Below are 21,009 nucleotides of genomic sequence, written 5' to 3' on the forward strand. Positions count from 1 at the left end.
CACAGGGACGGAGGTCGCGAGCCATGTCGGTGTTGCCGCCGCTGCGCCCCCGTCCGGGGAATCTGCGCGAAATAGCCGGGTAGCAGGGGCCGGACAGCAGGGCCGGGCAGCGTGGGCGGAGTGTCCCGGGTCGGCCGGGCGGGTGGCGCGGTGGGCGTGTGTCCGCGCGGCGCGGCCCGTCGCGAGATGTGCCGTGCTGAGGTGCCCGCAGGCCTGCCGCCTCGGAATCGTCGGGCCCCGCTGCCGCCGCCGAACCCGGAGGACCACCCCATGACCGAGCAGTCCCGGCGCAGCTTCCTCAGGCAGGTCTCGGTGGGCGGCGCGGTCGTGGGCGCGGCGGCGTTCGTGCCGGGGCTGCCGGCCCGCCCGACGCCCGCGCACGCCGGGCCGCGCCGGGACGGCGCGGCCGCGCCGGGCGCGGCGTACGGCATCGACATCAGCATGTCCGCCCAGACGACCGGGGTACTGACCGCGGGTCTCTACCAGCTCCTGGTGTTCAAGGCGGTGCAGAGTGCCGCGTCCGGCGGGGCGCCCACCCTGTGGGCCTCCATCGGCAACTACTCGGAAGAGACCCGACTGTCCTGGACCGAGCAGTACTTCGCCTTCGCGTCGACCCAGCAGGACTACCGGGAAGCCCGGTCGGGGGGCGTTGCGGCCATGCCGATCGCATCGGGCCAGACCCTCGCCGTCGGCCCCGGTGCGGTGGGGACCGTGGTGGACAGCGGTGGCAGTCCGGGCTCGATCACCGTCCGGAACACCACCGCCGACCCGTTCACCTGCGGCTTGGCGCAGCCGTCCCCGGACGGCGGGCCGACGATGCCGCTCTGTGCCTTTCCGCTGCGCGGCAAGAGCCCGGTCGCCATCAAGCCCTTGCGGAAGGTGGCCCTGGTCTTCGTGGCGGGACCGGTGCGGCCGGGCTCGGTGGTGCGATCACCGGTCGGCCGTACGGTGCTGGTGGATCTGACCCGGGCCCATTCCGCTGAGTTGTCGTACGACATCAACGCCGGCTGGTCCTGGAAGGGGGCCGTCGCCGCTGAGACGGTTGCGAACACGTCCTTCACCAGCAGGCTCGTCGTCGCCGGCCCGGCATGACCGCTCGCGCACGCTGTTGTCGCCCGGCTCGGAGCGGGTGGAATGGGCCAGGTGTACCTGGGGCGTTCGCCCGGGGGACCGGCTGGTGGCGATCAAGGCCACCCCGCAGGAGATCACTGACCAGCTGCCCGGGCTTCCGAGTGAAGTAGGCGGTGAAACTCCGGCAAATGGGGGAGGGTTGAGGAATGCGCAAAGTCTGGGTGGTCGGCGGCATCGGTGCGGGCGTGAGCCTGGGCTTCATCGGCCTGCTCGTCGTCGGCACCTACTCGGCGGCCGCCGGCCTCGGCAGCGGATCAGCCGTCGCGCTGGCCAAGGGGGCCGTGCCCAGCCAGTACCAGACCACGGTGCAGAAGTGGGGCAATCTCTGCCCCTCCCTCAATCCGGCGCTGCTCGCCGCGCAGTTGTACCAGGAGAGCGGCTGGAACCCGCAGGCCAAGAGCCCCGCCAACGCGCTCGGACTGGCGCAGTTCATCCCGGGCACCTGGGCGACGCACGGGATCGACGGAAACGGCGACGGCAAGAAGAACATCTGGGACCCCGCCGACGCGATCCCGTCAGCCGCCTCGTACGACTGCGAACTGGCCGGATACGTCAAGAACGTGCCCGGCGACCGGAGCGACAACATGCTCGCCGCGTACAACGCCGGTTCGTACGCGGTCATCAAGTACGGCGGGGTGCCCCCGTACCGCGAGACCCAGAACTACGTAAAAATCATCCGCACCCTGGAGAAGAGCTTCGCCCGCCCCGTGAACGGCGTGGCCCCCTCCCAGCAGGCCGCTGCCGCCATCTACTACGCGCAGCAGAAGCTCGGCACCCCCTACCTCTGGGGTGGGAACGGCACGGCCGCCCAAGGAGGGCGGTTCGACTGTTCGGGGCTGACCAAGGCGGCATACCACAGCGTCGGGATCGAGCTGCCGCGGGTGGCGAACGACCAGTACAACGCGGGGGAGCATCCGGCGCGGGACCAGTTGCTCCCGGGGGACCTGGTCTTCTTCTCGAATGACCTGTCCAACTCCCGGGCCATCCACCACGTGGGTCTCTACGTCGGCGGCGGATACATGATCGACGCGCCGTACACCGGCGCCGTGATCCGCTTCGACAAGATCGATTCGCCGGACTATTTCGGCGCCACCCGGGTCACCAAGGAGGGCGCGAAAGCGCTGCCCAGCACGCATCCGGAGGCCTGAAACGCTGCGTTGCGCGACCGGGACCCACCGTGAGAGCGTCACTTCTGAGCTGCGACGATGAGTCTCTCTTCGATAACGTCATGGTGATCTTTCGGTGGAGAACGGAACGCCGGGGGTGTCCGGGGCGTTCCCTGGACTGAGGACGCGCGGCCGCGTAGCAGGAGCAAAGGCAAGGGGCAGCAGATGGCTGGACTCGCAAGTGATGGGTCGAACCCTGATGTCAGCCTGCTCTACGACATCAACGGCTTCGCGAAGTCCGCACCCGGCTGGCTCGACCGGAGCATGGAGTTCGTCGGCGAGTACGGCATTCTGCTGGCGATGGTGCTGCTGGTACTCGGTTGCTGGTGGCAGGCGCGCAAGGAGGCGGACCACGAACGGTCGGTGACGGTCGTCGCCGGCGCGCTCTGGGCGCCACTGGCTGCCGGGATCGCGGTGCTGGTGAACATCCCGATCCGTGGATTCGTGGGGCGGCCAAGGCCGTTCGTGGATCACAAGGGCCTGGACGTACTGATTCACGGGAAGACCGACTTCTCCTTTGTGAGCGACCACGCGACGCTGGCGATGGCCATCGGGGCCGGACTCTTCGTGGCGCACCGGAAGTTCGGGCTGGCCGCGATCGGGCTGGCGGTGGCGGAGGGTTTCTGCCGGGTCTTCATGGGCGTGCACTATCCGACCGACGTGATCGGCGGTTTCGCGCTCGGGACCGCTGTCGCGTTGCTGCTCTCGCCGCTCGCGATGGCTTTGCTGACCCCGGTGGTGCGGGCGGTGGCCCGGTCGGAGCGGCTGGGCTTTCTGGTGCGGTCCCGGCGGTCCCGGGAGGTGGCCTCGGCCGTGGTGGAGATCCCCGAGCCGAGACCGGAACGCAACGACCTGGCCGCCTGAGCGGCCCGTTCACCGCAGCTCGGTCCCCCCTCCGGTCACAGCGCCTGCGGGAAGTTGAACACCCGGTGGGGGTCGTACCGCTTCTTCAGGGCGGTCAGCCGTGACGCCCCGTCCCCGTAGTACGCCGTACGCCACCCGGTGAGCGCCGGGTCGATGTAGTTCTGGTACGCGCCGCCCGAGGCGTACGACCCCATCGCCGCATGGGTGGACTTCAGCCAGGCCTGCTGAGCGGAGCCGGCAGTGCCGGGGCGCCAGGAGGCGATGTACTGGGCCAGGACCCGGGAGCGCCGGTGGACGAAGGCGGTGGCTGACGGGTCGACACGGTTGATCGCGCCGCCCAGTGCGGTGAGGGCGACGGAACCCGCGCCCTGCGCGGCGGGCAGCCGGGAGAACCCTTCGACGCGGGACAGCAGCGCGGCGATCCCGGCGGCCGGGAGCGTACGGTCGTAGAAGTCCGAGGCGGCGGCATAGGTGTCGCGCTGCAGGGTGCCCCGGGTACGGCGGCCGGGCGTCGGCCCGGGGAGATGGCACTGGTCCTCGCTGAGACCGGCGCAGCCCGCATACAGCAGCATCGCCTGCTCGTAGCTGTGCCTGCGCAGCGATACGGAGCTCGCTGAGGCGCCCACCGCGTCGGCGAGGCGGTCGACGGCGTTCTGCAGACCGCCGTACGAACCGAGGGAGAACGCGGCGATGGTGAGGCCCGGCACCCCACCGCCGGCGGTGGCCTCCAGATGGGCCGACGACCAGATCTCGTCGGGCTGGTCGGGGCCCCATTTCTGCCAGGCGTCGATGACCGCGCGCGCCTTCGACCAGGGCCAGGAGAGATACGCGGAGACGGTCTGCGGGGCGGCGTGCGTGCGGAAGGTCAGCTCGGTGACCACCCCGAACTGGCCGTTGCCGGCGCCGCGCAGCGCCCAGAAGAGGTCCTTGTTCTCCTTGTCGGATGCGGTGACCCGCCGGCCGTCGGCGGTGATCAGGGTGGCGGAGGTGAGGGCGTCGCAGGTCAGACCGTAGGCACGGGAGGCCACGCCGTGGCCGCCGCCGAGGGTGAGGCCGGAGATGCCAACGGTGGGGCAGGAACCGCCGGGCAGGGAGCGGGAGCTCCTGCCCAGGGTCTCGTAGACGTCGACGAGCTTCGCTCCGGCGCCGATCGTGCCGTCGGCGGATATGTGCGACAGCTTCGACACGTCGATGACCAGGTGACCGTTGCCGGACGACCAACCGGCGTACGAGTGACCGCCGTTGCGGATGGAGACGGGGACGTGGTGGGCCTGCGCGTAGGCCAGGCACTCGCGTATGTCGGCCTCGTCCGCGACGTAGGCGATGGCGGCCGGCTTCAGGTTGTCGAAGCGGGTGTTGTAGAGCTGCCGGGCCGCCGGGTAGTCGGCGTCGCCGGGGCGGACCAGTTTGCCGTCGAGGCCACGGCCCAGTGCGGTCCAGTCGGAAGGGGCACTCGGCCGAGGGGACTTCGGCGCGGTGGGGGTAGCGGGGGATGCGGTGACGGGTGACGTGCTGCGGCCGGCCGGGCCGGGCCGGTCCGGCGTACCCGTGGCACTGCTGTGGCAGGCGACCGCGGTGGCCAGTACGGGGGCGGCGGTGAGCAGAGTACGGCGTTGCATGGGCGGACCTCCGGCTTACCAGACGCGGTTCCGGGGGCGGAGGTTCCCGTCACGAGCTGCTGCGCAACGAGCTGATGCGCGACGGGCGGGGATCAGCGCTCCGGCGCGTGCGCGGTCGCGTCGGCGCGGGCACGATCCCGGGATCGGCGGGCCGGGCCCGCCCAGCCGCAGGTGCAGCGCGCCAGGCAGAAGGAGCCCCGTTCGGAGGTACTCGTGGTGTGGTCGCCGCTGCGCTGCGAGGGGTGGTCGTCGTGCACCCGTCCACGGTACTCGGGCGTGACGACGGCCACCGGACGTCGTTATGCGGGAGGAGCGGCACGGACGATTACTGGCCAGGCGTTGGGGGTTGGCGGGCGATGGTGCAGCAGGGCAAGGGCAGGGACAGGGCCGGCGTGGTGGCCGGTGCCGCGCTCGCTCTGGCGGGTCTGGTGGGCGCCGGAGGATGTTCCGCCCGCGCCGGGGCCGCCGCTGACGACCGGGCCGGGGCCGACGTGGTGCAGCGTGCCGCCGATGTGCTGGCGGTGGCCCGGAGTTCGAAGGTCGTCACGTCGATGACCATGGCGTCCGGCGGCACCCGGGTGACCATCCGCGGCGAGGGCGGGTTCGACTTCGTCCGCCGCACCGGGCAGCTACGGGTCGTACTGCCGAAGGACGCGGCGGGCGCCGAGGAGCACCGTCCGATCACCGAGGTGCTGACGCCGGACGCGGTCTACATGAAGAACCGGGGCGCGAACGTGCCCGCCGATGAGTGGGTCGAAGTCGAACCCGCGAAGCTCCCCGACGGCAACCTGGTGACCAACGGGGCAACCGATCCGCTGGTCGCCGCCGAGCTGCTGCGCGGAGCGCACGGGGTGACGTACGTGGGCCAGGAGGATCTGGGCGGGGTCCGGGTCCGGCATTACACCGGGACCGCGGACCTCACGGCGGCCTCGAAGGGAGCCCCCGCGCCCATCGGTCGGGCGCTGGCGGCCGCGGCGAAGGCGTTCGCCGGATCGTCGGTGCCGTTCGACGCCTACTTCGACGACCGGGGGCGGCTGCGCAAGGTGCGCCACCGGTTCGATTTCGCCAACAAGGGCGATACGGTCGAGGTCGCTTCGACGACCCTGCTGTTCGGTTTCGGCACCCCGGTCAAAGCCGGGCTCCCCCCGAAGGGCCAGATCTACGCCGGAACTGTCCAGTAGAAATGGTCCGTCCGTGCCATGCGCGGCGTGTGTCCGGCTCCCTACGCTAGGAAGTCGACTGCGGCAGAAAAGGGGTGAAGTCCGTGCCTGGGGTGCTGACGGTGCAGGACCGCGTTGCCCTCGTCGAGATCGAACTCTGCGGCGAACTGATGATCGCCGCCGCGGCCGCGATCGAGGAGCGGCTCAGTCAGGACCGGATCGACGAGGTGCTCATGGTGGGGGCCGAACCATCGATTTCCGGCCTCGGCAGCCACGGGGACCGCCCTGGCAGCCACGGGGACCGCCCCGACCGGTGAGCGGTCGGCAGCCCGGTCTCAAGGGTGGCGGGTATCACCGGCGCCCCCGTACCGTCAGGTGCGCAGCAGCCGGGCGATGGCCTTGGTCGCTTCCTCGACCTTCGCGTCGATCTCCTCGCCGCCCCGGACCGCGGCGTCGGCCACACAGTGGCGCAGGTGCTCCTCGAGGAGCTGGAGGGCGAAGGACTGCAGGGCCTTGGTGGACGCCGAGACCTGGGTGAGTATGTCGATGCAGTAGACGTCCTCGGCGACCAGTCGCTGCAAGCCCCGGACCTGGCCCTCGATCCGGCGCAGCCGCTTGAGGTGCTCTTCCTTCTGCTTGTGGTAGCCGTGCACCTTCGGCTGTTCGGCCGGCTCGTCGGCCGGCGCCTGGCCGGTGCGGTCGGGGGCACCCGCCGCCTCGGTGGTCGTCATCGCGTCCTCCCGTTGTTGAACCGTTGTGAAGGGGTGTGAGGCCCTCCCCCGCAGGGATTTGGATACCCCTTGTGGGTATATGGTACCGATCCTTCCGAAAATCGGGGCGGGGGCCGTGCTGATCACTCTGCCTCATGGGCGACACTGAAGAATGCCGGTTAGCCGTGGCCGGATGATGCGCATAGGAGGGTGCTGGAGGTGTTGGCCGGATCAGGGAGCGGGCCGAGGCGCACGCAGCTGCAAGGCGCCGGAGCGACCTTATAGCGGAGCTATTGGGGCGGTTCGGCAACGCCGCAGATATGCGCGTCACGGCCCGCGAGCCCGGCCAACACCTTCAGTACCCTCCTAAGCATCACCCTGACCGAATCCAGAGCACCCGAGGAACCCACGTGCGCTTTCGTCTGACCCCCCGGGAGACGAGCTTCTACGACATGTTTGCCGCATCTGCGGACAACATCGTCACGGGCTCCAAACTCCTCATGGAACTGCTCGGCGCGGACGCCTCCGCCCGGGTCGAGATCGCGGAGCGGATGCGGGCAGCGGAGCACGCGGGGGATGACGCGACGCACGCGATCTTCCACCAGCTGAACTCCTCCTTCATCACGCCGTTCGACCGCGAGGACATCTACAACCTCGCGTCGTCGCTCGACGACATCATGGACTTCATGGAGGAGGCCGTGGACCTGGTCGTGCTGTACCAGGTCGAGGAGCTTCCGAAGGGTGTGGAGCAGCAGATCGAGGTGCTGGCCCGGGCGGCCGTGCTGACCGCCGAGGCCATGCCGAACCTGCGGACGATGGCCAACCTCACCGAGTACTGGATCGAGGTCAACCGGCTGGAGAACCAGGCCGACCAGGTCCACCGTAAGCTGCTCGCCCAGCTCTTCAACGGCAAGTACGACGCCATGGACGTGCTGAAGCTGAAGCAGATCGTGGATGTGCTGGAAGAGGCGGCCGACGCGTTCGAGCATGTCGCCAACACGGTGGAGACCATCGCGGTCAAGGAGTCCTGAACTTCGTGGACACCTTCACTCTGATCGTGGTGATCGGCGTTGCGCTCGGGTTCACCTATACAAACGGTTTCCACGACTCCGCCAACGCGATCGCCACCTCGGTCTCCACCAGAGCGCTGACCCCCCGTGCGGCACTGGCGATGGCCGCGGTGATGAACCTCGCCGGCGCCTTCCTGGGCAGCGGTGTCGCCAAGACCGTCAGCGAGGGGATCATCAGCACCCCGCACGGCCAGAAGGGGATGGGAATCCTCTTCGCCGCGCTGGCCGGGGCGATCGTCTGGAATCTGATCACCTGGTACTTCGGTCTGCCGTCCTCGTCCTCCCATGCTCTGTTCGGCGGCATGGTGGGTGCGGCGCTCGCGGGCGGGATCGCCGTCTACTGGTCCGGGGTGGTCGACAAGATCGTCATCCCGATGCTCGCCTCGCCGGTGATCGGCCTGGTGGTCGGCTATCTGGTGATGGTCGGGATCCTCTGGATGTTCCGCAAGGCCAACCCGCACAAGGCCAAGCGCGGTTTTCGCATCGCCCAGACGGTCTCGGCCGCGGGCATGGCGCTCGGCCACGGTCTCCAGGACGCCCAGAAGACGATGGGTGTCGTGGTGATGGCGCTGGTCATCTCGGGCCACCAGTCGTACACCGACGCGATCCCGGTCTGGGTCAAGCTGGTCTGCGCGCTGATGCTCTCGCTCGGTACGTACGCGGGCGGCTGGCGCATCATGCGGACCCTCGGCCGCAAGATCATCGAACTGGACCCGCCGCAGGGGTTCGCGGCGGAGACCACGGGCGCCGCGATCATGTTCGGCTCGGCGTTCATCTACCACGCGCCGATCTCCACGACCCATGTCATCACCTCGGCCATCATGGGCGTGGGCGCTACCAAGGGCTCGCGTGCGGTGCGGTGGGGTGTGGCGAAGAACATCGTCCTCGGCTGGTTCATCACGATGCCGGCGGCGGCGGTTGTTGCGGCGTTGTGCTACTGGGTGGTCGCGCTGATCTTCTGATCAGGGCCAGGCCCGTCGGGCGGTGGCTGGGGGTCCGGGGGTCGTCCCCCGGGGGATGCAGCATCACGATGCCGGCGGCGGCGGTTGTTGCGGCGTTGTGCTACTGGGTGGTCGCGCTGATCTTCTGATCAGGGAAGTGAAAGGGCCCGCCCCCGGAATCCGCGGGGGCGGGCCCTTTCCGTCTTGCGGTGGCACCGCCATGCAGCACCGCAAGCCACGGCGTCTATCCGAAGCGGCCGGAGATGTAGTCCTCGGTCGCCTGGACGGACGGGTTGGAGAAGATCCGCGCGGTCTCGTCGATCTCGACCAGCCGGCCGGGCTGCCCCACCGCGGCCAGGTTGAAGAACGCCGTACGGTCCGACACCCGCGCAGCCTGCTGCATGTTGTGGGTGACGATGACGATGGTGAAGCGCTCCTTGAGCTCGCCGATCAGGTCCTCGATGGCGAGCGTGGAGATCGGGTCCAGGGCCGAGCACGGCTCGTCCATCAGCAGCACCTGCGGCTCGACCGCGATCGCCCGGGCGATGCACAGCCGCTGCTGCTGGCCACCGGAGAGGCCGGCGCCCGGCTTGTTGAGGCGGTCCTTGACCTCGTTCCAGAGGTTGGCCCCCTTCAGCGACTTCTCCACGATGCCGGGCAGCTCGCTCTTCCGGTACGAACCGTTGAGCCGCAGCCCGGCCGCCACGTTGTCGAATATCGACATGGTGGGGAACGGGTTGGGGCGCTGGAAGACCATGCCGACCGTGCGGCGCACGGAGACCGGGTCGACGCTCGACGCGTACAGGTTCTCGTCGTCCAGCATGACCTTGCCCTCGACGCGCCCGCCGGGGGTGACCTCGTGCATGCGGTTGAGGGTGCGCAGGAAGGTGGACTTGCCGCAGCCCGAGGGGCCGATGAAGGCGGTCACGGAGCGGGGTTCGACGGTCATCGAGATGTCTTCGATGGCCTTGTGGTTGCCGTAGTAGGCGTTCAGGCCGCCGACGTCGATGCGCTTGGCCATGAGAAATCAGCTTCTTTCGGTTGCCGCGTCAGCGGCCGGTCTTCGGGGCCTTCCAGCGGGCGATGCCGCGGGCCACCAGATTGAGGATCATGACGAAGGCGATCAGCACGAGTGCCGCGGCCCAGGCCCGGTCGTACGAGGCGTCGTTACCGGCCGCCCACTGCTCGAAGATGTAGAAGGGCAGTGACGACTGGGCGCCCGAGAACGGGTTGTTGTTGATCGAGGGGGAGCCGAACACCAGCAGGACGAGCGGAGCGGTCTCGCCGGCGATACGGGCGATGGCGAGCATCACACCGGTGGCGATCCCGCCGATCGAGGTGGGCAGCACGACCTTCAGGATGGTGCGCCACTTCGGGACGCCGAGCGCCAGCGACGCCTCGCGCAGTTCGCCCGGCACCAGCTTGAGCATTTCCTCGGTCGAGCGGACCACGACGGGCATCATCAGCAGGGCCAGGGCCATCGACCCGGCGAAGCCGGAGTAGCCGAAGTCGAGCACGATGATCCACAGGCTGAGGATGAACAGGCCGGCCACGATCGAGGGGATCCCGGTCATCACGTCGACGAAGAAGGTCACGGCCTTCGCGAGCTTGCCGCGGCCGTACTCGACCAGGTAGATCGCGGTGAGCAGGCCGATCGGGGCCGCGATGACGGTGGCGATGCCGACCTGTTCGAGGGTGCCGATGATCGCGTGGTAGACCCCGCCGCCGGGGAGGATCGACTGGGTGCCGGCCATCGAGTGGGTCAGGAAGTTGACGTCCAGGACCTTGACGCCGCGCCGGGCCGTCTCCCAGAGCAGGGAGGCCAGCGGAATGATCGCGAGCAGGAAGCAGACCCACACCAGGCTGGTGGCCAGGCGGTCCTTGGCCTGCCGGCGGCCCTCGACGCGGGCGGCGAGCGCGTACGTACCGAGGAGGAACAGCAGCGCGGCGATCAGCCCCCACTGGATCCGGCTGCTCAGCCCGGCGGCCAGGCCGATCCCGCAGGCCACCGCGACCGAGCCGGCCGCCAGGGCCGGCGGCGCCCAGCGGGGGAGCCGCGGCTGGTGCAGGGTGTTCCGCCGGGACGGAGGGTCGATGACCGCGGCCCGGTCGTTGACGATGACGTCGCTCATGCCGAGGCCCCCGAGTATTCCTTGCGGCGGGCGATGATCAGCCGGGCCGCGCCGTTGACCAGCAGGGTCAGGACGAACAGGACGAGCCCGGAGGCGATCAGCGCGTCCTTGCCCACCCCGATCACCCCCGCTTCCTTGAAGCTGCTGGCGATGTTCTGGGCGAAGGTGCCGCCGCCGGGATCCAGCAGGCTCTTGCCGATGTCGAAGCTGGGCGACAGCACGGTCGCGACGGCCATCGTCTCGCCGAGGGCCCGGCCCAGGCCCAGCATCGAGGCGCTGATGACCCCGGAGCGGCCGAAGGGCAGGACGGACATGCGGATGACTTCCCAGCGGGTGGCGCCGAGCGCGAGCGCGGCCTCCTCGTGCATCTTCGGCGCCTGCAGGAAGACCTCGCGGCTGACGCTGGTGATGATCGGCAGGATCATGATCGCCAGCAGGATGGAGATGGTGAACAGCGAGCGGGCGGCGCCGCCCTGGTAGCTGAGGACGCCGGTCCAGCCGAAGTAGGTGTCCAGCCAGGTGTAGAGGCCGGTGAGGTGCGGGACCAGGAACAGCGCGCCCCACAGGCCGTAGACGATGGACGGCACGGCGGCCAGCAGGTCGATGAGGTAGCCGAGCGGCGAGGCGAGTCTGCGCGAGGCGTAGTGCGAGATGAAGAGTGCGATGCCGATGGCGACGGGAACCGCGATGGCCATCGCGATGAGCGAACTCACCACGGTGCCGAAGGCGAGGACCGCGATGCCGAAGACCGGGTGGTCGGTGTTCGGGTCCCACTCGAAGGTGGTGAAGAAGTTGCCCTGGTTGGCGGAGAGCGCGTGACTTGCGCGGACCGCCAGGAAGGCCGCGATGGCGGCCATGATCACCAGCAGCAGAATTCCGGACCCCCGTGAGAGGGCGAGGAAGATCCGGTCGCCGAGGCGGACGGGCGAGGTGGTCTTGTGCCGAGCGGTGCGGGGGACTGCGGTCGGGGTGACGTCCATGGGTTTCTCCGGTCTGCGGGGCCGGTGAGGGCTCCGGGCGCGGCGGTGCACCGGATGGGGCGGCCGGCCCCTGCCGTCGGGCGGTGGGCCGGCCGCACTCGAGTCAGGAGAGGGTCTTGACGGTGCTCTGCACCTTGGCGGCGATCTCGCTGGGCAGCGGGGCGTAGCCGAGCTGCTTCAGCGCCGTCTGGGCGTCGCTGCTGGAGATGTACGACAGGTACGACTTCAGGGCGGCGAGGGTGTCGGCCTTGTTGCCCTTGGTGCCGACGATCTCGTACGTCACCAGGGCGAGCGGGTAGGCGCCCTCGGCCTTGGTGTTGTAGGCGAGCTGGAGGGCGAGGTCGCTGCCGGTGCCGACGATCTTCGCCTCGGCGATGGCCTTCGACGCGTTGTCGGCGGTGGCCTCGACCGGTGCGGAGGCGCCGGTGTCCAGCTTGACGGTGTTGATGCTGCTGGCGGTCGCGTAGGACAGCTCGAAGTAGGAGATCGAGCCGGAGGTCTGCTTGACCTGCGAGGAGACGCCGGAGGACCCGTCGGCGGACTGGCCGCCCTTGGCTTCCCACTTCTTCCCGGACGCGTACGGCCAGGTGCTGGGCGCGGCGGCCTTGAGGTACTTGGTGAAGTTGTCGGTGGTGCCCGAGTCGTCGGAGCGGTGGAACGCCTGGATCTTCAGGTCCGGCAGCTTGGCGCCCTTGTTGAGCGCGGCGATCGCCGGGTCGTTCCAGTTGGTGATCTTGCTGTCGAAGATCTTGCCGAGGGTGTCGGCGTCGAGGACCAGGTTGGACACGCCCGGCACGTTGTACCCGACGGCGATGGGCCCGCCGACCATCGGCAGGTCGATGGCCTGGCCGCCCTTGAAGACCTTCTTGGAGGCCACGACCTCCTCCGGCTTGAGCGCCGAGTCGGAGCCGGCGAAGGTCGTCTTGCCCTGCAGGAGCTCCTGGATGCCCGCGCCCGAACCGTTGGGCTTGTAGTTGATCTGCACGTCCTTGCAGGCCGCGGTGTAGTTCTTCACCCACAGGTCCATGGCGTTCTTCTGGGCGCTCGACCCCGAAGCGAGCAGCTGACCCTTGCCGTCGCACTTGATGTTCGACGCGGCGCTGGTCTTGCTGCCGGTGCCGCCGGTGGAGCCGCTGTTGTCGTCCGAACCGCACGCCGTGAGGACCAGGGCGCCGGAGACGGCGAGGGCGCCGAGCGCGGCGGCGCGAAGCCGGTTCTTGCGCTGAAGCTTCACTTCGGGTGTTCCTTCCAGAAGCCGCCGGGGTTTCTTTTCCTTGTACGGCGGCGTGCGATGAGATGTCCGGTGCGGCGGGTCGCCTTGCACCGTGCACTGCCGAAATTAGGCAGATCAGGTGAAGTGGCCGAAGGGTGCGAGTGAACGGGGAGTGAACCTCGGCGGACGACCGCGTGCCGCCGTTTCCGTCATGGCGTGGCCACCGCCGTGCGTTGCCAGTTCTGCTGGAAGGCGTATCTGGCCGCTTCCACTTCGTGGCGCTGGTCGGCGTGCAGCACCCCCAGCGCGTACGCCGTCGCCGGCGCGATCCGGGGTGTACGGGCCGCTGCCGCCGCGGCGGCGGCTGCTTCGGCCGCCTCCCGGTGGTGGTCGAGTGCCTGTCCGGCGCCGAACAGCTTCAGGTCGAGCACCGGCCGGGTGGCGGTGTCGGTGTCGGTGCGGAGCACCTCCTGGGCGTACCGGTGCAGCCGCAGCAGCAGCCGGACGCGGTGCCAGGGGGCGTCCAGGGAGTCGCTGAGGCCCGCCGCGTTGTACGGGTGCGCGGCCCGGTGCAGCGGCAGCGCGCCGACCGCATCGGCGAGCCGGCGGTCGGCCGATTCGACCGCCGGCAGCAGCGCCGCACCGGCATGCCCGGCTGCCGCCGGGGCGAGCGGGACCTCCGAGGCCAGTAACGCCACCGCGTCCGCCACTGCGTGGAACCGCGCGGAGCCCAGTGCCTGCAGCGACGCCGAGTGGGCCCGGGTCCTGGCCAGCGTCAGCTGCCGCTCGAGCAGCGCACCGGCCCGGGCCGCGCCCACAGCCGGCGCGGGTCGGGCCGCCTCCGCAGTGGCCCCGGGCGTCGCAGTCGCAGTCGCCGTGGGCGCGGCCGGTCCCGCCGCGTCCGTCCTGGCCGCCGGCAGCGTCGGTGCACCGTCGGAGAGCCTGGCCAGCGCGTCGAGCAGCCGGTCGAGCCGGGACGCGTACGCGTGTTCGCGGGCCAGCGTGCCGGAGAGCCAGGCCAGTTCGGCGCGCAGCTGATCGGCCCAGCCGGGGTCCAGCAGCGCCCGGAAGGTGTGCAGGGTGCCGCTGATCCGGCGGGACGAGCGGCGCAGGGCGTCGGCCGACTCCTCGTCACCCGCCGAGTGGGCGCGCAGGCTGCGCAGGAACTCCGCAGCCCGGTCGTGCAGGTAACGGGACAGCAGCGCGTCCGCCGTCCCGGTCGGGTCAGGGGGTCGCACGGCGGCGCCTCCGGGCGTCTATCAGCATCTCCTGGACATGTCGCAGCGGCTGTCCCTCGGTGTCGGTCGAGTGGCGGGTCCAGTTGCCGTCGGGGCCCAGGTGCCAGGACGACGTGGTGTCGGACATGCCGGTTTCCAACAGTCGGCTGAGGGCCGCGCGGTGGGCCGGGTCGGTCACCCGGACCAGGGCCTCGATACGGCGGTCGAGGTTACGGTGCATCATGTCGGCGCTGCCGAACCACACTTCCGGCTCACCGCCGTTGCCGAAGGCGAACAGCCGGGAATGTTCGAGGAAGCGGCCGAGTATCGAGCGGACCCGGATGTTCTCGGACAGCCCGGTGACGCCGGGGCGTATCGCGCAGATGCCGCGCACCCAGATGTCGACGGGCACCCCGGCCTGCGCGGCCCGGTAGCAGGCGTCGATGGTGGCCTCGTCGACCATCGAGTTGACCTTGATGCGGACGTATGAGGGACGGCCCGCGCGGTGGTGGACGACCTCTTTGTCGATCCGGGCGATCAGCCCGTCGCGCAGCGACTTGGGGGCGACGAGCAGCCGCCGGTAGGTCTCCCGCCGCGAATAACCGGACAGCCGGTTGAAGAGGTCCGAGAGGTCGGCGCCGACCTGCGGGTCGGTGGTGAGCAGCCCGAGGTCCTCGTACATGCGGGCGGTCTTCGGGTGGTAGTTGCCGGTACCCACGTGGGAGTAGCGGCGCAGCGTGTCGCCCTCCTGGCGGACCACCAGGGACAGCTTGCAGTGGGTCTTCAGCCCGACCAGCCCGTACACCACATGGCAGCCGGCCTCCTCGAGTTTCCGCGCCCATTTGATGTTGGCCTGCTCGTCGAAGCGGGCCTTGATCTCGACCAGCACGAGGACCTGCTTGCCGGACTCGGCGGCGTCGATCAGCGCGTCCACGATCGGCGAGTCGCCGGAAGTCCGGTACAGCGTCTGCTTGATGGCCAGGACGTCCGGGTCGCCGGCCGCCTGCTCCAGGAACGCCTGCACGGAGGTGGAGAACGAGTCGTAGGGGTGGTGCAGCAGGACGTCCCGCTCGCGCAGCGCCGCGAAGATGTCGGGCGCCGACGCGGACTCGACCTCGGACAGGTCGCGGTGGGTGCCCGCGATGAAGTTCGGGTACTTCAGCTCGAGCCGGTCCAGTGACGAGATGCCGAAGAGGCCGGTGAGGTCGAGCGGCCCCGGCAGCGGATAGACCTCAGCGTCGGACACCTTCAACTCTCTGACCAGCAGGTCCAGGATGTACGGGTCGATGGACTCCTCGACCTCCAGGCGGACCGGCGGGCCGAACCTGCGCCGCATCAGCTCCTTCTCCAGGGCCTTGAGCAGGTTCTCGGCGTCGTCCTCCTCGACCTCCAGGTCCTCGTTCCTGGTGACCCGGAACATGTGGTGCGCCAGCACTTCCATGCCGGGGAAGAGCTCCTCCAGATGTGCCGCGATGACGTCCTCGACCGGGACGTAGCGCTCCGGCGACGCCTCCAGGAAGCGGGTGAGCAGCGGCGGCACCTTGACCCGGGCGAAGTGCCGGTGGCCGCTGACCGGGTTGCGCACCACCACGGCCAGGTTGAGCGAGAGCCCGGAGATGTACGGGAAGGGGTGCGCCGGGTCGACGGCCAGCGGGGTCAGCACGGGGAAGATCCGCTGCCGGAAGAAGGTGAAGAGCCTGGCCTGTTCCTTCTCGGTGAGGTCGGGCCAGCGGATCAGGTGTATGCCTTCGTCGGCGAGTGCGGGCGAGACGTCCTGCTGGAAACAGGCGGCGTGCCGGGCCATCAGCTCCCGCGACCTGGTCCAGATCTGTTCCAGCACCTCGCGGGGGAGCAGCCCGGACGCGGACCGGGTGGCGACGCCGGTGGCGATGCGGCGCTTGAGTCCCGCGACCCGGACCATGAAGAACTCGTCCAGATTGCTCGCGAAGATGGCGAGGAAGTTGGCACGCTCCAGCAGCGGGGTCGTGGGGTCCTCGGCGAGTTCCAGGACCCGCTCGTTGAAGGCGAGCCAGCTCTGTTCCCGGTCGAGGAAGCGGCCCGACGGCAGCTCGGCTCCGTCCGCCTCCTCTTCGTACACGTCGGCGTCGGCGTCGATGCCCGAATCCAGGTCGGGCACGGCCGCCGCGACGGTGTGCGGACGGTGCGCGGTGATCGAACCGACGGATGGCTGGAGCGGCTGGAGCGGGACCTCTGCACTGGGCTGCTGGCTCATGTGCCCATTGTTCCGCGCGGGAGGACCGGAGGGCGCGGTGGCGGCTTGCATTCCGCGAGGGTCGCAAGCGTGTCTGAATGACGGGTAACGGGCACATGACGTCCGGGCTGCCGGGCGGGGACCGGTCCCGGCGCGCCCGCCCCACAGCCCGGAGCCGGTCAGGCGTGGCGGCGGCGCAGCAGCCGGAAGGCGACGGTCACGGTGATAGCAATGAGTGCCAGGACGATACCGGTCTCCACGAGCTGGAGGGGCCAGTAGTGGGAGAGCGGTTGGTACTCGTAGACGTAGTGCCCGCTGGGGTCCGGGGTGCACGTCTGCTGTACGCAGCGCATCGGTGCCTCATGCAGCCGGGCGCCTGAGGGGCCGATCCAGTAAGTCCGGATGCTGTCACCGGGCGGGACGCCGGTGAAGGCCTTCGACGTGATGGTCTCCGACGGCAGGAGAAGATGGCGCCAGTGGCCGATCGCCCAGACCAGGGCCGCGGTGGCAGCGGTGCCGGCGACGAGCGCGGCTACCGCGCGGCTCAGGACCAGTCCCGCGAGAGCGCCGAGGGCGAGACCGAGCAGCGGATACCCGACGGCGAGCGGACCGGAGTTGAGGTACACGCTGCCGTCATACGGGCTCCAATCGCCGATGCCGAACTGCCGCGACATCGCGAAGCGGTACAGCGCGGCCAGCACGCCGGTGCCCGCGATGACGAACAGGGCGGGCAGGGCCAGCTTGGTGGCGAGCCAGCGCACGGGGGTGACCGACTGGGTCCACGCCAGGACGCTGGTGCGGTTCTCCAGCTCACGGCCGACCAGCGCCGCCCCGGCGAAAGCGGGGACGACGTAGGCCGCGGCGCGGATCAGCGTGTTCACGGCCATCAGCGCGTACTTGTAACGCCACACCGCGGAGTGACGTGCGCAGGAATGCGCTGCGCAGCGGGCGATCTCGTCGGTGGCGGCCGTCGTTCCGGGGCCCACCATCCACAGGAGCAGCAGCGCGGTGACGGCGACATAGCCGATCCAGACCCACCGTGCGGGTCGATGTATCCGCAGCACCGTCCAGACCAGTCCGGTGGGGCTCAGCCGGCTGCCATGGGGGGCGGCTGCGGGCAGGGCAGAAGCGCTCATGCGGACACCTTCTTCCGGAGCACGCGGAAGGCGACCGCTGCCACGATGATGGCGAGGGCCAGCAGGATGCCGGTCTCGACGAGCTGGAGGGGCCAGAAGTGGGAGGCGGGCTGGTAGGTGTTGTAGAAACCGGCGAGATGATGGTCGGCCCAGCACTGCTGGTCGTCCACGCAGATCGGGTCGGTCACGTGTGCACCACCGGAGGTGATGGCGCCGTCGGCCAGCGGCCAACCGCTGCCTGCGCCCCGGTAGCCGTCCTTGAGGGAGCCGATCACGGTCCTGGCGGGCCACAGATGGCCGCGCAGGGCCCCGAGCACCCCGTCCACGACGCCGAGGGCGGCCACGCAGGCCACCATGGCGGCCAGGGTGCGTTGCACGAGGAGACCCGCCAGTGCACCGATGGCGACGGCCGGCAGCACGGCGGCGACGCCGACCGGGCCGATCACGCCGTAGTAATCGAACCAGTGCAGGCCGTTCTCCCAGTTCCCACGGGGGCGGTCCGTCCACGACCAGCGGCAGACGCTCACCAGCACGCCCGCTGCCGCGACGGCTGCGGCGGTGGGTACGGCGAGCTTGACCGCGAACCAGCGCAGGGGGGCGACCGACTGCGTCCACAGCAGTTGATAGGTGCCGGAGTCCAGCTCCCGAGCGACCAAGGGGCCCGCGACGAACGCACCGACGGCGATCGGCAGCAGGCGGACCAGATCGCTCCCTGCGGTCATCACATTGCTGTAGGTGGCCCCTTCCAGCAGGCCGGGACCGGTCGAGACCGGCGCCCACAGCCGCGCCACGATCAGCAGGGCGGCGCAGACCGTGAAGAGTGCCCCCGCCCACCGGAACGCTGTCCGGTGCCCGCGGATCACGACCCAGGCGGACCCGTGGAGGAGCGACCGGTCGCGGCCCGGGGCGTTCGTGCCCGGCGTGGGCCTGGCTGCGGTGGCCGTACCTGGCGCGCTCATGCCGTCATCCCCGAGCGGTTTCCGGAGCTGGGGGTGAGCAGCGCTGGCGCGTCGGGGGAGCGCAGATGCGCGAGCAGCAGCTCCTCGAGGGAGGGTTCCACGGCCTGCCAGTCACCCGAGATGGGGCCGTCCCGCCGTACCAGAGCGGTCATCCGGCGACCTGTGGTCCGGGATTCGACGACCGTGTGCGGGTCGAGGTCGGCCACCGGCCCGGTCAGCAGCGCGTGCACGGCCAGCAGTTCTTCGGTCTCACCGCCGAGCCGCACCCGGCCGCCGTCGACGAGCAGCAAGTAGTCGCAGGCGCCCTCCAGTTCGGCCAGCACGTGCGAGGACATCACGATCGTGGTGCCGTGCTGGAGCGCGGTGGACATCAGCATGCCCATGAGTTCGTGACGGGCCAACGGGTCCAGGTCGGCCATCGGCTCGTCGAGCAGCATCAGGTCGGGCCGCTTGCCCAGGGCCAGGGCGAGAGCCACGCGGGTGCGCTGTCCGCCGGAGAGGGTACGGACCCTGGCCTTCGGGTCCAGTGCGCCGTCCGTCACGATCCGTTCGGCGGTGGCCGGGTCCCAGCGGGCCGGGTTCAGCTCGTAGCCCATCCGCAGGGTTTCGGCGACCGTCAACTGCCCGATCAGCGGCTTGTCCTGCGCGACGTACGCGATCCGCTCCCTGGCATCGGCGGGCGCGCCACCGAGCACCCGCATCGTGCCCTCGGTCGGCCGCAGCAGCCCCGCCGCATGGGCCAGCAGCGTGGACTTGCCGGCGCCGTTGGGGCCGACGAGGGCGCAGATACGGCCGGAGGGCAAACGGAAGGAACAGTCCCGCAGCGCCCAGCCGCGCCGCCGGTACGTCTTGCCGAGGCCGGCGGCCTCCATGGCGGTGTCAGTCATACGTTCGCTTCCCCCTGGGAGCTCTGATGCGCGAAGCAGTCGTCGAGTACGGAAGCGCAGAGCGCCGCCGCGTCGTCCTTGTCCAGTCCGGCGGTGCGGGCGCGGCCGGCCCACTCGGTGAGCTCGGCGCGCAGCGCGGAGTCGGCGGGCGGGGTCCGCCCGAGCGACTTCCGGATGAAGGTGCCCATCCCGCGCCTGGCCTCGACGAGGCCCTCGCGTTCCAGCTCGCGGTAGGCCTTGAGGACGGTGTTGGGGTTGATGGCGGTGGCTTCCACGACCGCGCGTGCGGTGGGCAACTGGTCGCCGGGCTGCAGCAGGCCCAGACGCAGCGCCTGTTTCGTCTGCTGGACGATCTGGAGGTACGTCGAGACGCCGCTGCGCCGGTCGATCCGGAACTCGATCACTCGCCCACCCCCTTTCACTAATTAAGTAGTGGAAGAGTGCTGCAAATAAAGGGGCGGTGTCAACTCCTGGTCGACACCGCCCCCTGCGACCCGTCCGGGAAGGAGGCGGGTCAGGACTCCGTCCGGTACATCAGGTCCACCTCGTACGTGGTGAAGCCCAACCGCTCGTACACCGTGACGGCCGCCGTGTTGTCCTCGTCGACGTACAGCATCGCCGTCGGCAGTCCCTGCGCGGCGAGGTGGCGCAGCCCGGTCGCGGTCAGCGCCTTGCCCAGGCCGCCGCCCTGCGCGTCGGGGTGGATGCCGACCACGTACACCTCGCCCAGCTGCTCCTCGGCGTGCACCTTCGTCCAGTGGAAACCGATGATCTCGCCGCCGGGGCCTTCGTCCGAGGCGCGGACGGCGAGGAAGAACCCCTTCGGGTCGAACCAGGGCTCGGCCTTGCGGTCGTCCAGGTCGCGCTGGGTCATCTGGCCCTGCTCGGGGTGGTGCGCGAAGGCGGCGGAGTTCACCGCGAGCCAGGCGGCGTCGTCCTCGCCGGGCACGAAGGTGCGCACGGTCACGCCGTCCGGGTAGACCGGCTCGGGGATGTCGAGCGGCACCAACGGGCGCCGTAGCTGGCGCAGTTCACGGAACCGCGTGAGGCCGAGCACCTGGGCCAGGTGCCGGGCCGCGGAGTGGCCACCGTGCGCCCACACCCGCAGCCTGCTCCCGGAGGCGGCGAGCAGCACGGACCCCAGGGCGCGGCCGTGGCCCTGCCCGCGGTACGACGGGTGCACGACCAGTTCGGCGGCGGGTGCTTCGACCGGGTCGGTGGCCTCCAACTGGGCGTACCCGGTGAGCGTGTCGTCGACGCCGACAAGAAAATGCTGCACTCCGTCCCGCTTCTCACCGCGCAACTGGAGCCTGCCCTGTTCGGAGACGGCCTGCTGCCCGTCAGTGCGCGCCGCCTCGGCGAGCAGCGCGAGCACGGCCTGTTGCTGGTCGTCGGTGAGGGTGTCCAGGGTCTGCATCTGTCGGCCGGGGGTGGGGCCTGCGGGCGCGTTCGTCATGGGGACGAGCGTACGGCGGCGGGCGCCGGGACCAGGGCTGTCACGGGGGTCATTCGGCGCCGGGGGCGGAACGAAGCACCTGGTTCGCGATGCGGGTGAGATCGTCGGCGCTGGGCAGCAACTCGCGTACATGCTCCGGCAGCCCGGCGTAGGTGC

21 protein-coding genes are annotated in these 21,009 nt (G+C 70.1%); 7 read left to right on the plus strand and 14 right to left on the minus strand.

Annotated features, from left to right (window positions below; translation table 11 throughout):
- Positions 1-270 precede the first annotated feature (270 nt).
- The 3 genes from AB0436_RS28140 (at position 271) to AB0436_RS28150 (ending at position 3,161) form a co-directional block, all read left to right on the plus strand.
- Positions 271-1,092: a twin-arginine translocation signal domain-containing protein gene (locus tag AB0436_RS28140; RefSeq protein ID WP_366470758.1), complete on the plus strand. Its 822-nt coding sequence runs from the start codon at positions 271-273 to the stop codon at positions 1,090-1,092.
- Positions 1,093-1,277: 185 nt separating this feature from the next.
- Complete coding sequence (locus tag AB0436_RS28145) at positions 1,278-2,279, plus strand: bifunctional lytic transglycosylase/C40 family peptidase (protein WP_366470759.1); 1,002 nt, start codon at positions 1,278-1,280, stop codon at positions 2,277-2,279.
- A 183-nt stretch (positions 2,280-2,462) separates the two neighbouring features.
- Positions 2,463-3,161 carry a phosphatase PAP2 family protein gene (locus tag AB0436_RS28150; RefSeq protein ID WP_366470760.1) on the plus strand — a complete coding sequence of 233 codons (699 nt, stop codon included), beginning with the start codon at positions 2,463-2,465 and terminating at the stop codon, positions 3,159-3,161.
- Between the two features lie 35 nt (positions 3,162-3,196).
- Here the strand turns inward: AB0436_RS28150 and AB0436_RS28155 are convergent, their stop codons facing one another.
- Complete coding sequence (locus AB0436_RS28155; protein WP_366470761.1) at positions 3,197-4,780, minus strand: FAD-binding oxidoreductase; 1,584 nt, start codon at positions 4,778-4,780, stop codon at positions 3,197-3,199.
- Positions 4,781-4,872: 92 nt separating this feature from the next.
- Positions 4,873-5,070 (minus strand): hypothetical protein, encoded by a 198-nt coding sequence (locus tag AB0436_RS28160; RefSeq protein WP_366470853.1) that lies wholly within the window; start codon positions 5,068-5,070, stop codon positions 4,873-4,875.
- 66 nt (positions 5,071-5,136) lie between these two features.
- Between AB0436_RS28160 and AB0436_RS28165 the strand changes: the two genes are divergently transcribed.
- Positions 5,137-5,961 (plus strand): hypothetical protein, encoded by an 825-nt coding sequence (locus tag AB0436_RS28165; protein ID WP_366470762.1) that lies wholly within the window; start codon positions 5,137-5,139, stop codon positions 5,959-5,961.
- A gap of 74 nt (positions 5,962-6,035) precedes the next feature.
- On the plus strand, positions 6,036-6,257 hold the full coding sequence (locus AB0436_RS28170; RefSeq protein WP_366470763.1) for a hypothetical protein: 222 nt from the start codon (positions 6,036-6,038) through the stop codon (positions 6,255-6,257).
- A 54-nt stretch (positions 6,258-6,311) separates the two neighbouring features.
- Here AB0436_RS28170 and AB0436_RS28175 read toward each other — a convergent pair whose 3' ends face one another.
- Entirely contained in the window at positions 6,312-6,671 is a 360-nt protein-coding gene (locus tag AB0436_RS28175; RefSeq protein ID WP_366470764.1) for a metal-sensitive transcriptional regulator, read from the minus strand.
- Positions 6,672-7,060: 389 nt separating this feature from the next.
- On the opposite strand from AB0436_RS28175, the gene AB0436_RS28180 reads away from it, so the two are divergent.
- Both AB0436_RS28180 and AB0436_RS28185 read left to right on the plus strand, forming a co-directional pair.
- Entirely contained in the window at positions 7,061-7,681 is a 621-nt protein-coding gene (locus AB0436_RS28180; protein ID WP_366470765.1) for a DUF47 family protein, read from the plus strand.
- Between the two features lie 5 nt (positions 7,682-7,686).
- Positions 7,687-8,682, plus strand: coding sequence for an inorganic phosphate transporter (locus AB0436_RS28185; RefSeq protein WP_366470766.1), 996 nt, complete (start codon positions 7,687-7,689; stop codon positions 8,680-8,682).
- A 223-nt stretch (positions 8,683-8,905) separates the two neighbouring features.
- Here the strand turns inward: AB0436_RS28185 and pstB are convergent, their stop codons facing one another.
- The 11 genes from pstB to mshD all read right to left on the minus strand — a co-directional run bounded on the left by pstB (position 8,906) and on the right by mshD (position 20,853).
- Positions 8,906-9,682, minus strand: a complete 777-nt coding sequence (gene pstB, locus AB0436_RS28190) for a phosphate ABC transporter ATP-binding protein PstB (protein ID WP_366470767.1) — start codon at positions 9,680-9,682, stop codon at positions 8,906-8,908.
- A gap of 28 nt (positions 9,683-9,710) precedes the next feature.
- On the minus strand, positions 9,711-10,793 hold the full coding sequence (gene pstA / locus AB0436_RS28195; RefSeq protein WP_366470768.1) for a phosphate ABC transporter permease PstA: 1,083 nt from the start codon (positions 10,791-10,793) through the stop codon (positions 9,711-9,713).
- Positions 10,790-11,773, minus strand: a complete 984-nt coding sequence (gene pstC, locus AB0436_RS28200) for a phosphate ABC transporter permease subunit PstC (RefSeq protein ID WP_366470769.1) — start codon at positions 11,771-11,773, stop codon at positions 10,790-10,792. The genes pstA and pstC overlap by 4 nt, the downstream gene beginning before the upstream one ends.
- Positions 11,774-11,876: 103 nt before the next feature.
- Positions 11,877-13,007 (minus strand): phosphate ABC transporter substrate-binding protein PstS, encoded by a 1,131-nt coding sequence (gene pstS / locus AB0436_RS28205; protein WP_366470770.1) that lies wholly within the window; start codon positions 13,005-13,007, stop codon positions 11,877-11,879.
- 188 nt (positions 13,008-13,195) lie between these two features.
- Positions 13,196-14,224: a CHAD domain-containing protein gene (locus AB0436_RS28210; RefSeq protein ID WP_366470771.1), complete on the minus strand. Its 1,029-nt coding sequence runs from the start codon at positions 14,222-14,224 to the stop codon at positions 13,196-13,198.
- Positions 14,211-16,436, minus strand: a complete 2,226-nt coding sequence (locus AB0436_RS28215; RefSeq protein ID WP_366470772.1) for an RNA degradosome polyphosphate kinase — start codon at positions 16,434-16,436, stop codon at positions 14,211-14,213. Before AB0436_RS28215 ends, AB0436_RS28210 begins: the two co-directional genes overlap by 14 nt.
- A 158-nt stretch (positions 16,437-16,594) precedes the next feature.
- Positions 16,595-17,551, minus strand: a complete 957-nt coding sequence (locus AB0436_RS28220; protein WP_366470773.1) for a hypothetical protein — start codon at positions 17,549-17,551, stop codon at positions 16,595-16,597.
- Positions 17,548-18,510, minus strand: a complete 963-nt coding sequence (locus AB0436_RS28225) for an ABC transporter permease (RefSeq protein WP_366470774.1) — start codon at positions 18,508-18,510, stop codon at positions 17,548-17,550. The genes AB0436_RS28220 and AB0436_RS28225 overlap by 4 nt, the downstream gene beginning before the upstream one ends.
- Complete coding sequence (locus AB0436_RS28230; RefSeq protein WP_366470775.1) at positions 18,507-19,397, minus strand: ABC transporter ATP-binding protein; 891 nt, start codon at positions 19,395-19,397, stop codon at positions 18,507-18,509. Before AB0436_RS28230 ends, AB0436_RS28225 begins: the two co-directional genes overlap by 4 nt.
- Positions 19,394-19,801, minus strand: a complete 408-nt coding sequence (locus AB0436_RS28235) for a GntR family transcriptional regulator (RefSeq protein ID WP_366470776.1) — start codon at positions 19,799-19,801, stop codon at positions 19,394-19,396. Before AB0436_RS28235 ends, AB0436_RS28230 begins: the two co-directional genes overlap by 4 nt.
- A 110-nt stretch (positions 19,802-19,911) precedes the next feature.
- A complete protein-coding gene (gene mshD / locus AB0436_RS28240) occupies positions 19,912-20,853 on the minus strand; it encodes a mycothiol synthase (RefSeq protein ID WP_366470777.1) in 942 nt (313 codons plus the stop codon).
- Positions 20,854-21,009 lie beyond the last annotated feature (156 nt).

It is taken from the genome of Streptomyces sp. NPDC051322 (assembly GCF_040689485.1).
In the GTDB taxonomy this organism is placed as follows: Bacteria; Actinomycetota; Actinomycetes; order Streptomycetales; family Streptomycetaceae; genus Streptomyces.